The following is a 15,351-nucleotide window of genomic DNA, read 5'->3' as shown; positions in this document are numbered from 1 at the left end:
AATGGAATGTCCCTGTTTCGCGTTGTACTGATCGCCCTGGCCCTGCTGGTGACCGCCGGTTGCACCAGCAAGAAGATCATCACCCCGACCCGCACCGTCACGCCCGAGATCCAGACCAGCCAGGAGCAGATGAAACAGGCGATCCTCACCACCCTGGTCAAGCGCAAGTGGAGCGTGCAGCGGGTCAACCCGTCGCAGATCCAGGCCGAGATCACCGTGCGCGAGAAATTCCACGTCGAGATCGACATCAACTACAGCGCCAGCGGCTACAACATCGCCTACCGCGACAGCAGCGGCATGGACTACAAGGATGGCAAGATCCACAAGAACTACATCCGCTGGGTGCGCCTGCTGGACAAGGGCATCCTGCGTGAGCTGCGCGACCACGATGCCCAGAGCACCGCTCGCGCCATCGGTGTCGGCGAGGCGCAGCCGATCAGCCAGTAACCACGTTTTTTCCGTGCATCGCAAAACAAGGAGTTGACCATGAAGACAAAAACCTGGGCCGCCGCTGCCGCGCTGCTGTTGTGCTGCCTGCCAGGCCTGAGCCAGGCGCGCGACACTACGCTGAACCTGCCATTCGACAAGGTGGTGGCCGAAGCGGTCAGCACCGGCAAGATCGATGGCAGCGTCAAGTTCTACCTGGCGGGCAACACGCCCAAGGGCAAGGTCACGGTAGTCAGCCCGGGCGCGGTCACCAACAAGAAGACCAACGCCTTCAACAAGAGCGACGAGGAAGCCTGCGCCTGGGCCCTGCAGTCGGCACTGATCACCCTGCACGACGCAGCGAAAAAAGCCGGGGCGAACGCGGTGACCAATATCGTCAGCTACTACAAGCGTAACGAAACCAGGAGCCCGACCACCTACGAGTGCCATGCAGGCGCATTCATCGGTGGCGTAGCGCTCAAGGGTGACCTGTCGAAGGTGCAGTAACCGGCAGTGAAGGCTGTCAGTTGGTAACAACCGGTGGGTGGTGTCGATCACGACACCACCGCCAGCAGGCCAATGCCAGCGCCAGGGCATTCACGCCACTCGACACACTCAGGTGGAAGCGTGAAGCTTGAGTCCCAAGGCCCTGACCACTTTCAGGATGGTGCCAAACTCCGGGTTACCCTCACCGGACAAGGCGCGATACAAGCTTTCACGAGAAAGCCCCGACTCACGCGCCACATGCGTCATGCCACGCGCCCTGGCGAGCGTCCCCAAGGCCTTGGCTATGAAAGCAGGATCGTCACCGGCCTCCTCCATACAGGCATCCAGATAATTGGCCATGTCCTCTGCAGTCTTGAGGTACTCGGCTGAATCCCATTTTGCGAATTGCTCAGTCATGTTCTCGACTCTCTCCAGGCCTTGGCAATCAGCGAAGCTTGCTTGATGTCGCGGCGCTGGCTGCTTTTATCTCCGCCACAAAGAAGGATCACCAAATGATGACCCTGATAAGTGAAATACACCCGATAACCTGGCCCATAATCGACTCGGACCTCATTCAGTCCCTTACCCACTGACTTCACGTCACCAAAGTTGCCGTCGGCCATACGATCGATACGAACCTGTATGCGAACCCGTGCACGACTGTCAGGCAACATGCTGAGCCATTCGGAAAACGCCGCACTTCGAATAATTTCCATCATGGCCTAGTGTGGCCCAAAGGCTACACCAGAAAGATCAGCCAAATAAGCGCTCCCCGTCTGAAATCTCTACTGAACCCAGCAGAATCAAACCCTCTCTGTTGCCCGCTGCGTCAGCAACTCGACAAACGCCTTGGCCATCGGCGACTTCTGGTCCTTGCGCTGCACCAGCCACACCGAGGAGATCGCGTCCGGGTCGAGCAGGCGCCGGTAGACCACGCCATCGATGCGGATGCGCTGGTAGGACGCCGGCAACACCGAAACCCCAAGGCCCGCCGCCACCAGCCCGATGATGGTCATCGCCTCGCCCGCCTCCTGGGCGAAGTGCGGGCTGAAGCCGGCCTGCCGCGCCAGGGTCATCAATTGCGCGTACAGACCGCTGCCATAGCTGCGCGGGAAGAACACGAAAGGCTCCTGCGCCAGCTCCGACAGGTGCAGACCCGCCTCGCTGCCATTGGCCAGCGGGTGCTTGGCGCTGAGCACCGCCACCAGCGGCTCGCGCATCAACTCGACCACATGCAGGGCATCGGGCAACGCCAGTGGACGCATCAGGCCGACCTCGATCGACTCGTCCATCAGCGCGTCGGCGACCCTCTTGCTGCTCATTTCCTGCAGGTTCAGGTGTACCGCCGGGTAGGCTTGGCGAAAAGAGAAGATCACCTGGGGAATCGTCGAGTTGAAGGGAGCCGACGAGGTGAAACCGATCTTCAGTTCACCCAACTCGCCCAGTTGGGCACGCCGGGCCACATCCGCCGCCTTGTCGACCTGCGCCAGCACCAATCGGGCCTCCTCCAGAAACAGCCGACCCGCCTCGCTGAGTTCGACCCGACGGTTGGTCCGCTCGAACAAACGCGCCCCCAGCTCCTGCTCCAGCGCCTGGATCTGCTGGCTCAGCGGCGGCTGGGAGATCCCCAGCAGCTCTGCGGCGCGACCGAAATGCAGCTCTTCGGCGACGGCGATGAAGTAGCGCAGATGACGCAATTCCATGGGCACCTCATTAAGTCGTCAAACCTATCAAACAGGTCGAACAATATATTGGAAAGAATATTTAGCCAGCTATATGATTTTTTCACTGCCTGACCGAATGCACCTCCCGAGGTCCACCGTGAAAACTGCTGTCGCTCCCCTCGCTCACGAAGTTCCCCCCGACGTCCCCGACGCTATTGCCCCCCGCCCCAGCGACACCTACATCGAAAAAGGCACCCCGGCGTTCATGCGCACCGTGCTGGCGCTGTTCTGCGGCGGCTTCGCGACCTTCGCCCTGCTGTACTGCGTGCAACCGATGATGCCGGTGCTGTCGAAGGAGTACGGGATCAATGCCGCCCAGAGCAGCCTGATCCTGTCGGTCGCCACCGCGATGCTGGCCATCGGTCTGTTGATCACCGGGCCGATTTCCGACAGCCTCGGGCGCAAGCCGGTGATGGTGGTCGCGCTGTTCAGTGCCGCGCTGTTCACGATCCTCGGTGCCTTCATGCCCAACTGGCAGGGCGTGCTGCTCATGCGTTCGCTGGTGGGCCTGTCGCTGAGCGGCCTGGCCGCGGTCGGCATGACCTACCTGAGCGAAGAGATCCATCCCCAGCACATCGGCTTCGCCATGGGCCTGTACATCGGCGGCAACGCCATCGGCGGGATGAGCGGGCGGCTGATCATCGGCGTGCTGATCGACTTCGTCAGTTGGCACACCGCGCTGCTGGTGATCGGCGGCCTGGCGCTGATTGCCGCGACGGTGTTCTGGCGGATCCTGCCGGAGTCGCGCAACTTCCGCCCGAGCCGGCTCAATACCCGCAACCTGCTCAACGGCTTCACCATCCACTTCCGCGATGCCGGCCTGCCGTGGCTGTTCCTCGAAGCTTTCCTGCTGATGGGCGCCTTCGTGACCCTGTTCAACTACATCGGCTATCGTCTGCTGGCCGAGCCCTACGGCCTGAGCCAGGCGTTTGTCGGCCTGCTGTCGATCGTCTACCTGTCGGGCATCTACAGCTCGGCGCAGATCGGCGCACTGGCCGACAAGCTGGGTCGGCGCAAGGTGCTGTGGTCGATGATCGTGACCATGCTGCTGGGCATCGCCCTGACGCTGGTCACGCCGCTGCCGGTGGTGATCGGCGGAGTGCTGCTGTTCACCTTCGGTTTCTTCGGCGCGCACTCGGTCGCCAGCAGCTGGATCGGCCGCCGTGCCCTGAAAGCCAAGGGCCAGGCCTCATCGCTGTACCTGTTCTGCTACTACGCCGGCTCCAGCGTCGCCGGTACGCTGGGCGGCGTGGCCTGGCACTACGCGGGCTGGAATGGCATCGGGATGTTCATTGGCGGCCTGCTGGTGGTGGCCTTGCTGGTAGCACTGAAACTGGCGCGGTTGCCAGTGCTGGCGAGCAACCAGGCCTCCTGAGCTAGGGCGCCAGCCATACCACCCGCGCCTCCAGGAGCTGATCACGCGGTTCCAGGCTCAGATTCTGCAACCGCGCTCCGCCCTGCTCGATACGCTCCAGCCAGCCGAGCAGGGCCTGGGCTTCTCCCGAAATAGTCAGGCGCAGCGATTGGCCGTCCTGGTCCAGTTGCTGCAGTTCGAGCCCCGCCGCGCGCGCGGTCTCACCCAAGCGGGCCGACAACGGTTGTGTCGAATCCAGCCGGGCGGCGGCCGGTCGCGTATTCTGTACCTCGGCGAGCAGGGCCAGGCGTTGCTGGTACAGGCGCTGGGCCTTGTCCAGGCGTTGCTGCGCCGGTTGCCAGAAGCCGCCGAACAACAGCACCGCCAGCAGGAAGACTCCCAGCCCGGCCAGCCACTGGCGTTCCCGCCGGGCCAGGCGCTGCCAGCGTTCGATCAACAGGGCGACTATCGGCAGGGCGACTATTCGCAGGCGACTGATCATCCGTTCTGTTCCTCCAGCGTCAACAACGCCCGCACACGGTTGCGCTCCTTGCTCGCGCTGCCGAGCTGGATGGGCAACTGGTGCTGCCGCCCACGCTCACGCAGCCGTTCCAGCTCGCTGAAGTCACTGGCCGTCAACGCCAGCGTCCAGCCCGCGCCGGCGCGGTATTCGATACGCTGGACCTCGACGCCACTGCCACCGATCACCTGCTCGATCAATTGCACCAGCCGGGCCATCTGCCGGGGTTGCTGCGTCTGCACAGAGCCAAGCGCCCTAAGCTGGGCCGCCAGGTCGACCACCCGCGTCTGCTCCGGGTAAAGCGTCTGGAAATGCCGGACACTCTGTTCGTAAAGCCGGTCGGCCCGGGTTTCCAGATAGTGGCTGCGGGCCAGGGAGAAGCCCCACGAGAGGACGGACAGCGCCAACAGGGTCGCCAGCAGCGGCCGCCACGGCTTGCGCTCACTGGCCGGTCGAAACGGCCCCTGAAGCAACTCCGTCCCCTGCCCCGAACTCAACAGTGCGAAGGCCTGTGCCGATTGCGAGCGATCCAGCCGACAAAGCGCCGCCGGCAATCGTGCAGCCAAGTTCTGCAAGGCCGCTTCAGACACTGCCAGGCGGGCTGTCAGGCCCCCCCCCAGCAGCCAGCGGCCAGCCCACCAGACACAGTAGGCCTGGTCGGCAGGCAACAGGTCGGCATCGGCCTGCACGCTCGCCAACTGCAGCCCCCTCTGTTGCAGCAGGGTGACAATAGCGCCGAAGCGCACCTTGTCGACCACCAGCAATGGATAACGACGAGCCGGATCGGCACTGCCCACGGCCAGGTGCAAGTTGTCCGGATCATCCGTCAGTTGCTCCTCGAGCGCATAGGCCAGCGCCTGGGCGGCCGGTCGGCGGCGGCCCGGCCAGGGCTCGCTGCGCAGCCAAGTGCAGAGTTCCATCGGCAGTACCACCCGCACGGGGTTCCCCGCCAGCAGCGCGGCGGCTTCGGCCAGGCTCATGTCGCGCCAATCATCAGACGCCTGCCAGCAGGCGACCGGCCACTGTTCGTCAGGCACATCGAGCCCTGACGGGTAAAGGTACAGCCACGGGATCATAGGGAAGGTTCACCTTGGGTCGGAGCGAGAAAACGGCGCTGCACAACACGCACGCGCCCGGTTTTCGGGTCGAGTTCAAGATCGCTGACCAGCCGCAGTCGGCTGCGCCCGGCGGCGACCTCGACCGAGGCCCTAAACCAGCGGCTGCCTACGCCCAGGCCATGAACGGCGACGCCACGGCCCTTGAGTCCGGAAACCAGGGCGAAGGTAGCGGCATCCGGATAGCCTTCGGCCGGGCGTTGCTGGATGAGCATCTGCGCATCGCTGTCGGTCATGCCTTCCAGGGTCGACAGCAGCAATGCGTGGGTGGTGTTGACGTTCAGCCTGGCCTCGCCCGGCAGCAGGGCGACCCAGGGCTCCAGGCGACGCAGGCTGGCCTCGTCCATGCCAGGCAGCAGGCGCAGTTGGCTCGGATCGACAACCTCGGTGCCCCGCAATGGCGCCAGGTCGATGGCGGCGATGTCCAGCCGCTCCAGCAGCCGGGCCCAGCGGGCCTGGACGATTTCATCGGCCTTGCCGGGGGCGAGCAGCGGCGTCAGGTTGAAGCGTCCCGCCAGGTCCTCGATGTCCAGGCGCACCTCGACGCCAGGCAGAGTCAACGGTAGCGGCCGTTGCGCCCAGTCCTGGGCCAGGTTGACGTTGCGCATCAGCGTCGGCGATGGCCCCTGCAGCAGTTGGCCGGCCCAGCCCTCCGCAGCGAGCGCCCACTGGCGCAACTGCACCTGGTGAATATGCTGGGTGCTGCCCTGCAAGGTCAGGCGATGGCTGCGCAGCAGACTGCCGGTCAGCAACAGCGCCAGGGCCATGATCAGCAGCACGGTGATCAGCGCCACACCTCGCTGGCGGGGCAGGCTCATGCTGGCTCCGGCAACAGGATGACCCGGCGAATCCCGTCGAAACGCCCGGTGGACAAGGTCACCTCCACCGCCCGCGGCGGCTTGGCGCCAGCCGGCCAGTCGCTGCGCCAGCCCGTCCGGGGATCGTGGAAACGCCAGCGCAACTCGCGTACATCGCCCAGCAGCACCTGCTTGTGGGGAATCGCCAGCTCGGGGCTGCGGCTGTGGCGCCAGAGGCGCTGCGCCTCGAGGCGATAGCTGACCGCCTGGCGCTCGCTGCGTGGCTGGCCCAGCGGGTTGCGCCAGTTGCCCCGCTGCAGGCTCAATTCGCCCTGATGCAGGCGCAAGGCCGGGGAGTTCCCCGAGGCGGCCACCTGCATGAGATCCCGTTCGAGCACAGCCACCGCCCGCTGCAGGCTGCGCAGTGCCTGTTCATGGTCCGCGACCTGCGCCTGTACCCGCAGCAGGCCCTCGTAGAGCCGCCAACTGCCCAGGCTCAGCAGGCTGAAGATCGCCAGGGCGATCACCAGTTCCAGCAGGGTGAAACCGGCCTGTCGGGTCATTGCGCCTCCTCGTTCCCGGTCATCGGCAACCAGCCCGTGAGGCGATGCAGCGGTTGCGGGTCGTTGCCGAGGCGGACCTCCAGCTCGACCTGCATCAGACGCCGGTCGGGGGATGGACTCAGGGTCTGGCTCAACCGCCACTCACGACCGTCGAAGCGCTGCAGCCCTTGTTGCCGCCCGGGTACGGGAGAAGCCTGCAGGCGCAGTTCGGTCAACTGGTTGTCCGCCAGCCAGACGGCAAACAGCCGCTGCTGCAGACTGCCGCCCTGGCGCAGGACATAGTCACTGGCCGACAGTACCGCGGCGGCCAGCACGGCGAACACCGCCAGGGCCACCATGACCTCCAGCAGCGTGAAGCCGCCCTCAGCCTTCATCGATGGCCGGGTCGCCAAGACCGTCTCCCGAAACGCTCAGCCAACGCCGCTGGGCGGTTTCGTAATGCAGGGTGAAGGCACTCATTTCATCGCTGCTCAGCAGCAGCAACTGCGGCTGGTTCGGCCGGTTGCCGAGTTTCAGCGGCTGTCCTTCGAGCTCCAGGCGAAAGTACAGGCCGTCGGGCAGGCGATAGGGGGCGCCGGCCGCACGCCATTCCGGGCGCTCGTACAGCACCACCTGGTAGCCCTCGGCATCGATGCGCAGGCCGAATTCCTGACCTTCGAGCACGGCCTGCTCGCGCAGATGCTGCAGCAACTGCAGCAACGCGCCGGCTTCGTGATGGGCCTGACGCAACGGACTGGGCTTCATCGAAAAGCCGATCAGCCCGGCCACCACGCCCATGATCACCATGGCCACCAGCAGCTCCAACAGGGTGAAACCACGCGAGCGCGCCGGCATCGGTCAGTGATCCCAATTGCCGATATCGGCGGCGAGCTCCTCGCCACCGGCCATGCCGTCGGCGCCGAAGGAGTAGAGATCGTAGCCCTTGGCCCGTGCTCCCGGGTTGAGGTACTGGTACGGCGTGCCCCACGGGTCGACCGGCAGGCGCTTGAGGTAGCCCTGGGGGTTCCAGTTCTTCGCCTGCGGCGCACCCAGCGGCTTGTTCACCAGGGCCTCGAGGCCCTGCTGGGTCGAGGGATAGTGGAAGTTGTCGAGGCGGTACATCTCCAATGCCGTACCGATGGCCTGGATATCGGTACGCGCCGCCGTGACCTTGGCCTGGTCCGTGCGCCCCATGAACTGTGGCACCACCAGCGCGCCCAGCACGCCGATGATGACCACCACGACCATGATCTCGATCAGGGTAAAGCCATGTTGCCGAAAGGATGCGGAGGTTTTCATGAATCAATTCACCGTTTGGTTGAGACTGAGGATCGGCAGCAGGATGGCCATGACGATCAGCAGCACGATGCCGCCCATCGCCACCAGCATGGCCGGTTCGAAAAGGCTCACGACCAGCGCGATGCGGGCCGCCAGGGTTTTCTCCTGTTGCTCGGCGGCACGCGCCAGCATGCTGTCCAGTTCGCCGGCGCGTTCGCCACTGGCGATCATGTGCAGCATCAGCGGCGGGATGTCGCCGCTGTGCTCCAGGGCCCGGGTCAGGCTGCCGCCCTCGCGTACCGAGCGGGCGACCTCGCGCATGCGCGCGCGGATCGCCAGGTTGCCGATCACCGCGGCCGAGATCTCCAGGGCATCCACCAGGGGCACCGCGCTCCTGCCGAGAATCGCCAGGGTGCTGGCGAAACGCGCCGCTTCCACGGCCCGCAGCACGCCGCCGGCCAGTGGCGCGCGCAGCAGCCAGGCGTGCCAGCACAGGCGCAGGGCCGGCTGCCGCCAGGCACCGCGCAGCAGCAGGACCAGACCGAGCACTCCCGGCAACAGCAGCCAGAAATAGTCGCGCAGGCCCTCGCTCAGACTGATCAACCCACGGGTCAGCAGCGGTAGCTCGCGACCACTGTCGGTGAAGATCCGCACCACGTCCGGCACCACGAACCCCAGCAGGAAGCCGACGATGCCCAGCGACGCCAGCAGCAGGACCAGCGGATAGACCAGCGCCAGCTGGATCTTCTGCCGCGCCTGCTGACGCGCCTCGGTGTAATGCGCCAGTTGCTCCAGCACCTGGCCCAGGTGACCGGAACGCTCGCCCGCGGCGATGCTGGCGCGAAACAGTTCGGGAAAGGCTCCGGGGAAGCCGGCCAGTGCCGAGGACAGTGCGTAGCCCTCCAGCACCCGATCGCGCACCGCCGCCAACAGGCTCGCGGTACGCCGCTTGCGGCTCTGCGCCGCCACCGCCCGCAGGGCCTCTTCCAGCGGCAGTCCGGCCTGGACCAGGGTCGACAGTTGCAGGGTCAGCAAGGCCAGTTCGGCAGCGCCCAGGCGGCGGCCGGCTCCCCGACCGCCGAGCACGCCGGAACGTTCCCGGACCGGCTTCAGTACGCTCGGCAGCAAACCACGCTCACGCAGCAACTGCCGGGCATGCCGCGCACTCTCGGCCTGCTGCTGGCCCTTGCAGGACCGGCCATGGGCGTCCTGGGCCTGATAGTCGAAGGTCGGCATCCTCAGTCCTCCTGCGTGACGCGCAGCAGCTCATCGAGGCTGGTGTGCCCTTCCAGCACCAGGCGTTGCCCGTCCTGGAACAGGCTGGGGCCGAGGCAGCGGGCCTGGCGGGCCAGCTCCGGTTCACTGACGCCGTTGTGGATCATCTGCGCGAGGGCCTGGTTGATGCCGATCAGCTCATAGATACCGGTACGGCCACGATAGCCCTGCTGGCAGCGCGGACAGCCCACGGCGCGGAACAGCCTCGGCACGGCCTGCGGCGCCAGCCCGAGACGCTGGCAGGCGGCCGCATCGGCATGCCCGGGTGCCTTGCACTCGGGACACAGGGTGCGTACCAGCCGCTGGGCCAGCACGCCGACCAGGGATGAGGCGAGCAGGTAGGCGTCCACGCCCATGTCCAGCAGACGGGTCACCGCCCCCGCTGCGCTATTGGTGTGCAGGGTCGACAGCACCAGGTGTCCGGTCAGCGAGGCCTGCACGGCAATGGCCGCGGTTTCCCGGTCGCGGATCTCGCCGACCATCACCACGTCCGGGTCCTGGCGCAGGATCGCCCGCAGCCCCCGGGCGAAGGTCATCTCGACCTTGGGGTTGACCGGCGTCTGGCCGATGCCGGGCAGGTGGTATTCGATCGGGTCCTCGACCGTGAGGATATTGCGCGTGCGGTCGTTGAGATGATTCAGCGCCGCGTAGAGGCTGGTGGTCTTGCCCGAACCGGTCGGCCCGGTGACCAGGAAGATCCCGTGGGGTTTGCCGAGGATTCGCCGGAACCGCTCCAGGGTCTCGCCCGGCATGCCCAGCCGCGCCAGTTCGAGGCGTCCGGCCTGCTTGTCGAGCAGGCGCAGCACCACTCGTTCGCCATGGGCCGAAGGCAGGGTGGAGACCCGCACATCGACCTCATGCCCGGCCAGCCGCAGGGCGATCCGACCATCCTGGGGCACGCGTTTCTCGGCGATATCCAGCCGCGCCATGACCTTGATCCGCGACACCAGCAAGGTGGCCAGCTCACGCCGCGGCTGCAGCACTTCGCGCAGTTGACCATCCACCCGCAGGCGCACCGAGACACTGTGCTCGAAGGTTTCCAGATGCACGTCCGAGGCCTTTTCCCGCACCGCTTCGCTGAGCAGGGCATTGATCAGGCGGATGATCGGCGCGTCGCCCTCCTGTTCCAGCAGGTCGGCGGTGGGCGGCAGGTTATCGGCCAGGCTGATCAGGTCGAGCTCGTCGTCCAGGCCCTGGGCAACCTGCTCGGCGGCACTCTGTCCATCGCTGTAGCAGGCGGCCAGACGGGCGGCGAAGTCCGCCTCGTCGAGTTCCTGCACGGGCCAATCCCGGCCGAGCTGGCGCCGTGCCTCGGCCAGCGCGGTCAACGGCGTGTCCGCCCGGATCAGCAGGGTCGCCCCCTCGCCCCGAGGCTCCAGCAGCACACCGAAACGCCGGGCGAAGCCGAACGGCAGCCGACCGATCATGGCACCGCCTGCTGTCGACGCAGGTCGACCGCGCTGTCATCGCCATCGAACAGGCGCTGCGGATCGCTCGGCAGCAGCAGCGAATTGCCCTGGCGCGCCGAAGGCCGGCTGAGTTCGCGCAAGCGGTTGTAGCCGGTGGTGCTGGCCTCGACCAGGTCCTCCTTGCCACGCACGATGGTCGGCCGCAGGAACACCATCAGGTTGGTCTTCTCATGTTTTTCGCTGCTCCAGCGAAACAGCGCCCCCAGGTAGGGAATATTGCGCAACAGCGGCACGCCGCTTTCCTGGTTGCGGACGCTGTCCTTGATCAGGCCACCGATGACGATGATCTCGCCGTCATCGACCAGGATGGTGCTCTTGAGCGCCCGCTTGTTGGTGATCAGGTCATCCGTCACCTCGCTGCTCGGCGCCAGCTCGGAGTTCTCCTGCTCGACCCGCAGGCGCAGGGTCGAACCTTCGTTGATGTGCGGCCGGATCTTCAGCTTGATGCCGATATCCTCGCGCGTGACCGTGGTATAGGGCTTGTCGTTACCAGTGCCGGAGGTCTGGTAGGAACCGCTCTTGAAAGGCACGTTCTGCCCCACCAGGATTTCCGCCTCCTGGTTATCCAGGGTCAGCAGGCTGGGGGTGGACAGCACGTTGTTGCGCACATTGCTCGCCAGGGCGGAAACCAGCATGCCGAAACGGTCGTTGCCGACGCGCAGCACGGCTCCATCGGGCAGCTTGGCGTCAGCGCCACCAAAGCCCGGCAGGACGACACCGGCGCCGGCAAAGGTGATGCCTCCCTGGGCACTGCCGGCCTTGCCGCCCCATTGCACGCCAATGGCCTCGTTGATGTCCCCGGAAATCTCGACGATCGCCGCATGGATCAGCACCTGGGAACGCGGCTGGTCGAGCTGGCGCACGATGGCCTCCAGGGTCCTGACCTGGCTCGGCTCGGCGATCAGCACCAGGGCGTTCTGGTTTTCGTCGGCCTTGACCACCGCCTTGTTCACCGGGTTGTCCCGGCTGGAAACACCGGCCACGTCCTGACCGAGCCCCTGCCCCATGGCATCCAGCACGTCGGCCAATTGCTTGGCGTCGCTGTAGCGCAGGCGGATCACCCGGGCATTGTCCGCGCCCGCCGGAACCGGCGTGTCGAGCGAACGCGCCAGCTCGACGAGGCGCTTGCGCACCGCCTGGGGACCGATCAGCAACAGCCGATTGCCGCGGGTGTCGGCAATCACCTGGCTGCCCGACTCGGCGCCCTGCTTGCCCAGGGACTGCTCCAGCACCCGCGCCAGGTCGGCAGCCAGGCCGTGCTGCAGAGACAGCACATCATGGGCGTGCCTGTGACCGGCATCCAGCTCGCGGACGATTCTGGCGATACGTCGGACGTTGCCGGCCCCGTCGGTGATCACCACGGCATTGGCCGAGGCCGAGGGACCGACATAACCGTTGACCGAGACCAGCGGCCGGACCAGCGCGGCGATATCGCTGGCCGTACTGTTGCTCAGGGCCACCACCTGGGTGACGAACTGCCCGGCCTGGGCGCTGTGGCTGTCGGCATCGCTGGGCCGGGTACGGGCATCCGCCACCGGCGTGATGAGAATGCGGTCGCCTTCATCGATCACCGTGAAGTTGTGCGCATCGAGCACCGAGTAGAACAGCCGCCGTACCCCTTCGCGATCCAGCGCCTGTTCCGAAAGCACCGTGATACGCCCCTGGACGCGCGGGTCGAGCACGACCGTGGTGCCAAGGATCGATGACATCTCCCGGACCACGTCGCGCAGTTCGGCATCGTTCATCGCCAATTGCCAATGCGGCTCCTCGGCCAACGCCGTCGGCAGCATCAGCGACAACAGCAGGCCACCGGCGAGCAGGCGCCAGGAGGCCAATACTCTGGGGACTCTCATGGGGTTCCCCGAAGCACTGGCCGCAGATGCGAGGAGGTTGTCCCGGCAGCCGGGGTCGCATTGCCGAGTGGCGACAATGACCTTCGAGCCGGCGTCTCCAGCGCCAGCAGTTCCTCGCGACCGTTGCGCCAGAGCAGCACACGCCCGGCTTCGATCCGGCGCAATACGCTACCGCCGGGCAGGCTGTCCCCAACCCGATACACCTGCTGCCCCTGGGCGCCCGCCAGCAACGCACGGGAAGCCCCCGAACTGGCGACAAAACTGGCCCGCAACTGCAACGGCTCGGCGCTGCGAGCCAACGCATCACGGGGCTGCAAGCCGAGTACCGTGGCCACCGCCGCATGGTTGAGCGGTGCTACCGGGGCAACGGCGGCACTGACCACGGCGGCAACCGGCATGCTCGGCAGGTCGCGACGAAACTGCCACTCATCCCAGGCCAACCAGGCGCCATACGCCAATGGCAGCGCAAACGACAAAACCCACACAGGACGCTTCACCCGCGTATACGCCATGGGTAGTGGATGATTCCATGAACGGCACGGCAATCACTGCCAATAGCGGCAAGGATTCGAATAACGAAAAAATTAAGGGACAAGTTCCCCAAAAAAACACTGAACAAGATAATGCAATCCCTATATAGATGGGAGCATCAAACATCCTTATATGAAGCCCGCTCAAGAACACCAATGAATTAACGACAACCAGAAACCCACATAAATAAAAAACAAAAAAACGAGTGGATGATTCCTTGCCTACCCAACAACAGCTCATCCATTGACACCCAGCATCTCCCAGACGGGACCCTGGACAACTTTTTACCCAAGGTCCCGACGGAGACTGTTACTTGGCTATCCAGGCATCCTGCCAGTTTGTTCCGTGACCTGGTTTGTAGTGATGTTCGCTAGGGATCTTGCACCAATCTCCATCCGGGAACGGCTTGCACTCGTAGACGGTGTCATCCACCAGTACAGTGGTGCCCGGCCGATAGCTGGCAATTTCCTGCGGATACACCCAGTCGTAGTCCTGGCCGACACCTTCGCCACCCAGCTCGATGGCCACCAGATCCTGGCGAGTGGTACGGCCGTCAGGCGTCACGCCCACCAGCTTGACCTGATGAGGGCCCGGGGCACTGCGCACATCCACGTTCAGGCTGACAGAGCCGGCCTCGATCTGTTGCGTGATGGAGCCCACAGCCTTGTTGTTGGCATTGAACACCGTGAGTTCGACATTCATCAGGCGGTTACCGAGCAACGGTACCGGCAAGGCGAGACGCCCCTTGTCCAGCACCAGGTCGTTGCCCAGCGTCGCGATACGCAGTTCGGCGGCAGCATCCTCCTGCAGCTCCATCTGCAATTCGTAGCGCTTGACGCCACTCTCGGCCCTGGCAAAGATCTTGTTCGCCCCCTTGATCGGATTGATCTTGCCCTCGTCATCGCGCACACCGGCACGCACCAGCTCCTGGGTCCGGTTGATCTGCTCGGCCAGCTTGAACGACCAGTTCTCCGGACGCCCCTCTTCGGCCGTGGCGATGGCGATCTCGACGCGCCGCTCGTTGATTTCACCCTCATTGCCAAAACCGCGGGCCTTGACCTTGTCGCCCACCAGCAGGGCCGTGGCAGTCGGCGTGATGTTGCCGACCGTATGCCAGCCATCCGGGGTGACAGCTTCGGGGAGGATGTTCACATCCGCCACGTTGTAGAACGCCGCTGCGGTATCGCCCACGGTCCAGATGCCGAGGATCACGTGTTGGCCGGTCCTGTCCGACGGAATGGAACAGGCATGCCTGGCACCGGAAACCGGCAGTTCGTTGCGCCCGTCCACTTCGCAGAACGGCGCGCTGTCGAACGAGGCGCGGGTCAGCGGCTGGTTCGGGTTCCAGCCGGCCCGAGTGATGAAGTACTCGTGCTTGGTCGCCGGGTGTGCCGCCGTGTAGTCCCAGGTGAACTCGATATCGCGGTCCTTGATTTCGCTCAGGCTCCAACGCGTCGCGCTCTGGGCATCCAGCGCGGAGAAACTGGCCGAACCGCCGCTGGCGATCTTGCCGTCGATGGGCCCCTGCAAGGGGCCACCACCACTACCTGCCGGAAACCCCTTGAAGGTCTCACCGACACTTTGCGGCTCGTATTGCGCGTTTCCGCAGTCCTTGTTCAACCCCTGCTGGCAGGCATAGGCCCGCGACGGTGGGTTGCTCAGATAACCGTGAGCCGCAGCCTGTTGCGAAGCGACCAGAGCCGTGAGCATGGCCAGCGAGGACATACCTGCTGCGACCGAACCCGAACGTTTTCTCATCATAGTTTCCAATCCCGGAATGAATTACTGAAGTATTCGTATCCATGTAATTCGAGTAGAGAAATACCCTTGATGCGGACATACCTATCCCTGGGAAAGCCCCATCAATCGATAGTCATTTGAGTAGCAATAGAAAACTCCGAATTCCATACCGCTATAACTTCCGCAGTAAGAACTCGGATGTGGATTTTACGAACATTGATTTTTTTAGCTGTAAGAAAAT

The 15,351-nt window shown here is 64.8% G+C and carries 18 protein-coding genes; 3 read left to right on the top strand and 15 right to left on the bottom strand.

Going from position 1 to position 15,351, the window contains the following annotated elements; all coding sequences use genetic code 11:
- Positions 1-6: 6 nt before the first annotated feature.
- Together ACZ5KU_RS02115 and ACZ5KU_RS02110 are read left to right on the top strand one after the other, a co-directional pair.
- On the top strand, positions 7-447 hold the full coding sequence (locus ACZ5KU_RS02115) for a hypothetical protein (protein WP_054060921.1): 441 nt from the start codon (positions 7-9) through the stop codon (positions 445-447).
- A gap of 39 nt (positions 448-486) precedes the next feature.
- Positions 487-933, top strand: a complete 447-nt coding sequence (locus ACZ5KU_RS02110) for a hypothetical protein (RefSeq protein ID WP_054060920.1) — start codon at positions 487-489, stop codon at positions 931-933.
- Between the two features lie 108 nt (positions 934-1,041).
- On the opposite strand, the gene ACZ5KU_RS02105 is transcribed toward ACZ5KU_RS02110, so the two are convergent.
- From ACZ5KU_RS02105 to ACZ5KU_RS02095, 3 genes are all read right to left on the bottom strand, one after another.
- On the bottom strand, positions 1,042-1,329 hold the full coding sequence (locus tag ACZ5KU_RS02105; RefSeq protein ID WP_054060919.1) for an addiction module antidote protein: 288 nt from the start codon (positions 1,327-1,329) through the stop codon (positions 1,042-1,044).
- Positions 1,326-1,631 carry a type II toxin-antitoxin system RelE/ParE family toxin gene (locus ACZ5KU_RS02100; protein ID WP_081006091.1) on the bottom strand — a complete coding sequence of 102 codons (306 nt, stop codon included), beginning with the start codon at positions 1,629-1,631 and terminating at the stop codon, positions 1,326-1,328. The genes ACZ5KU_RS02105 and ACZ5KU_RS02100 overlap by 4 nt, the downstream gene beginning before the upstream one ends.
- A gap of 84 nt (positions 1,632-1,715) precedes the next feature.
- The gene (locus ACZ5KU_RS02095; protein ID WP_054060918.1) at positions 1,716-2,615 is read right to left on the bottom strand and encodes a LysR family transcriptional regulator; all 900 of its coding nucleotides are present in this window, start codon (positions 2,613-2,615) and stop codon (positions 1,716-1,718) included.
- Positions 2,616-2,733: 118 nt separating this feature from the next.
- Here ACZ5KU_RS02095 and ACZ5KU_RS02090 point away from each other — a divergent pair, with 118 nt between their 5' ends.
- Positions 2,734-4,011: an MFS transporter gene (locus ACZ5KU_RS02090; protein WP_464736782.1), complete on the top strand. Its 1,278-nt coding sequence runs from the start codon at positions 2,734-2,736 to the stop codon at positions 4,009-4,011.
- A gap of 1 nt (position 4,012) precedes the next feature.
- On the opposite strand, the gene gspM is transcribed toward ACZ5KU_RS02090, so the two are convergent.
- The 12 genes from gspM to ACZ5KU_RS02030 all read right to left on the bottom strand — a co-directional run bounded on the left by gspM (position 4,013) and on the right by ACZ5KU_RS02030 (position 15,131).
- Positions 4,013-4,492, bottom strand: coding sequence for a type II secretion system protein GspM (gene gspM, locus ACZ5KU_RS02085; protein ID WP_464736781.1), 480 nt, complete (start codon positions 4,490-4,492; stop codon positions 4,013-4,015).
- Positions 4,489-5,586, bottom strand: coding sequence for a type II secretion system protein GspL (gene gspL / locus ACZ5KU_RS02080; protein ID WP_464736780.1), 1,098 nt, complete (start codon positions 5,584-5,586; stop codon positions 4,489-4,491). The genes gspM and gspL overlap by 4 nt, the downstream gene beginning before the upstream one ends.
- On the bottom strand, positions 5,583-6,443 hold the full coding sequence (locus tag ACZ5KU_RS02075; RefSeq protein WP_464736779.1) for a type II secretion system protein GspK: 861 nt from the start codon (positions 6,441-6,443) through the stop codon (positions 5,583-5,585). Before ACZ5KU_RS02075 ends, gspL begins: the two co-directional genes overlap by 4 nt.
- Positions 6,440-6,985, bottom strand: a complete 546-nt coding sequence (gene gspJ, locus ACZ5KU_RS02070) for a type II secretion system minor pseudopilin GspJ (RefSeq protein WP_054060913.1) — start codon at positions 6,983-6,985, stop codon at positions 6,440-6,442. The genes ACZ5KU_RS02075 and gspJ overlap by 4 nt, the downstream gene beginning before the upstream one ends.
- Complete coding sequence (gene gspI, locus ACZ5KU_RS02065; protein ID WP_054060912.1) at positions 6,982-7,359, bottom strand: type II secretion system minor pseudopilin GspI; 378 nt, start codon at positions 7,357-7,359, stop codon at positions 6,982-6,984. Before gspI ends, gspJ begins: the two co-directional genes overlap by 4 nt.
- Positions 7,349-7,819, bottom strand: coding sequence for a type II secretion system minor pseudopilin GspH (gspH, locus tag ACZ5KU_RS02060; protein WP_054060911.1), 471 nt, complete (start codon positions 7,817-7,819; stop codon positions 7,349-7,351). The genes gspI and gspH overlap by 11 nt, the downstream gene beginning before the upstream one ends.
- Positions 7,820-7,822: 3 nt before the next feature.
- Positions 7,823-8,263 (bottom strand): type II secretion system major pseudopilin GspG, encoded by a 441-nt coding sequence (gene gspG / locus ACZ5KU_RS02055; protein WP_054062085.1) that lies wholly within the window; start codon positions 8,261-8,263, stop codon positions 7,823-7,825.
- Positions 8,264-8,266: 3 nt separating this feature from the next.
- Positions 8,267-9,478: a type II secretion system inner membrane protein GspF gene (gene gspF, locus ACZ5KU_RS02050; RefSeq protein WP_054062084.1), complete on the bottom strand. Its 1,212-nt coding sequence runs from the start codon at positions 9,476-9,478 to the stop codon at positions 8,267-8,269.
- A gap of 2 nt (positions 9,479-9,480) precedes the next feature.
- The gene (gspE, locus tag ACZ5KU_RS02045; RefSeq protein ID WP_464736778.1) at positions 9,481-10,944 is read right to left on the bottom strand and encodes a type II secretion system ATPase GspE; all 1,464 of its coding nucleotides are present in this window, start codon (positions 10,942-10,944) and stop codon (positions 9,481-9,483) included.
- A complete protein-coding gene (gene gspD, locus ACZ5KU_RS02040; RefSeq protein ID WP_054059805.1) occupies positions 10,941-12,839 on the bottom strand; it encodes a type II secretion system secretin GspD in 1,899 nt (632 codons plus the stop codon). Before gspD ends, gspE begins: the two co-directional genes overlap by 4 nt.
- The gene (locus ACZ5KU_RS02035; RefSeq protein WP_241494280.1) at positions 12,836-13,336 is read right to left on the bottom strand and encodes a type II secretion system protein N; all 501 of its coding nucleotides are present in this window, start codon (positions 13,334-13,336) and stop codon (positions 12,836-12,838) included. The genes gspD and ACZ5KU_RS02035 overlap by 4 nt, the downstream gene beginning before the upstream one ends.
- 343 nt (positions 13,337-13,679) lie before the next feature.
- Positions 13,680-15,131 carry a lytic polysaccharide monooxygenase gene (locus tag ACZ5KU_RS02030; RefSeq protein ID WP_464736777.1) on the bottom strand — a complete coding sequence of 484 codons (1,452 nt, stop codon included), beginning with the start codon at positions 15,129-15,131 and terminating at the stop codon, positions 13,680-13,682.
- Positions 15,132-15,351: the final 220 nt, after the last annotated feature.

Source organism: Pseudomonas sp. Tof1 (assembly GCF_055390395.1).
This window is presented reverse-complemented; position numbering and strand designations above follow the sequence as displayed.

Bases quoted from the DNA above. Each gene is read 5' to 3' on its own strand.
- gspE (WP_464736778.1), bottom strand. From the start codon at position 10,944: ATGATCGGTCGGCTGCCGTTCGGCTTCGCCCGGCGTTTCGGTGTGCTG.
- gspD (WP_054059805.1), bottom strand. From the start codon at position 12,839: ATGAGAGTCCCCAGAGTATTGGCCTCCTGGCGCCTGCTCGCCGGTGGC.
- ACZ5KU_RS02075 (WP_464736779.1), bottom strand. From the start codon at position 6,443: ATGAGCCTGCCCCGCCAGCGAGGTGTGGCGCTGATCACCGTGCTGCTG.
- gspG (WP_054062085.1), bottom strand. From the start codon at position 8,263: ATGAAAACCTCCGCATCCTTTCGGCAACATGGCTTTACCCTGATCGAG.
- ACZ5KU_RS02095 (WP_054060918.1), bottom strand. From the start codon at position 2,615: ATGGAATTGCGTCATCTGCGCTACTTCATCGCCGTCGCCGAAGAGCTG.
- ACZ5KU_RS02110 (WP_054060920.1), top strand. From the start codon at position 487: ATGAAGACAAAAACCTGGGCCGCCGCTGCCGCGCTGCTGTTGTGCTGC.
- gspJ (WP_054060913.1), bottom strand. From the start codon at position 6,985: ATGACCCGACAGGCCGGTTTCACCCTGCTGGAACTGGTGATCGCCCTG.
- gspF (WP_054062084.1), bottom strand. From the start codon at position 9,478: ATGCCGACCTTCGACTATCAGGCCCAGGACGCCCATGGCCGGTCCTGC.
- ACZ5KU_RS02105 (WP_054060919.1), bottom strand. From the start codon at position 1,329: ATGACTGAGCAATTCGCAAAATGGGATTCAGCCGAGTACCTCAAGACT.
- ACZ5KU_RS02100 (WP_081006091.1), bottom strand. From the start codon at position 1,631: ATGATGGAAATTATTCGAAGTGCGGCGTTTTCCGAATGGCTCAGCATG.
- gspM (WP_464736781.1), bottom strand. From the start codon at position 4,492: ATGATCAGTCGCCTGCGAATAGTCGCCCTGCCGATAGTCGCCCTGTTG.
- gspI (WP_054060912.1), bottom strand. From the start codon at position 7,359: ATGAAGGCTGAGGGCGGCTTCACGCTGCTGGAGGTCATGGTGGCCCTG.
- gspH (WP_054060911.1), bottom strand. From the start codon at position 7,819: ATGCCGGCGCGCTCGCGTGGTTTCACCCTGTTGGAGCTGCTGGTGGCC.
- ACZ5KU_RS02115 (WP_054060921.1), top strand. From the start codon at position 7: ATGTCCCTGTTTCGCGTTGTACTGATCGCCCTGGCCCTGCTGGTGACC.
- gspL (WP_464736780.1), bottom strand. From the start codon at position 5,586: ATGATCCCGTGGCTGTACCTTTACCCGTCAGGGCTCGATGTGCCTGAC.
- ACZ5KU_RS02030 (WP_464736777.1), bottom strand. From the start codon at position 15,131: ATGATGAGAAAACGTTCGGGTTCGGTCGCAGCAGGTATGTCCTCGCTG.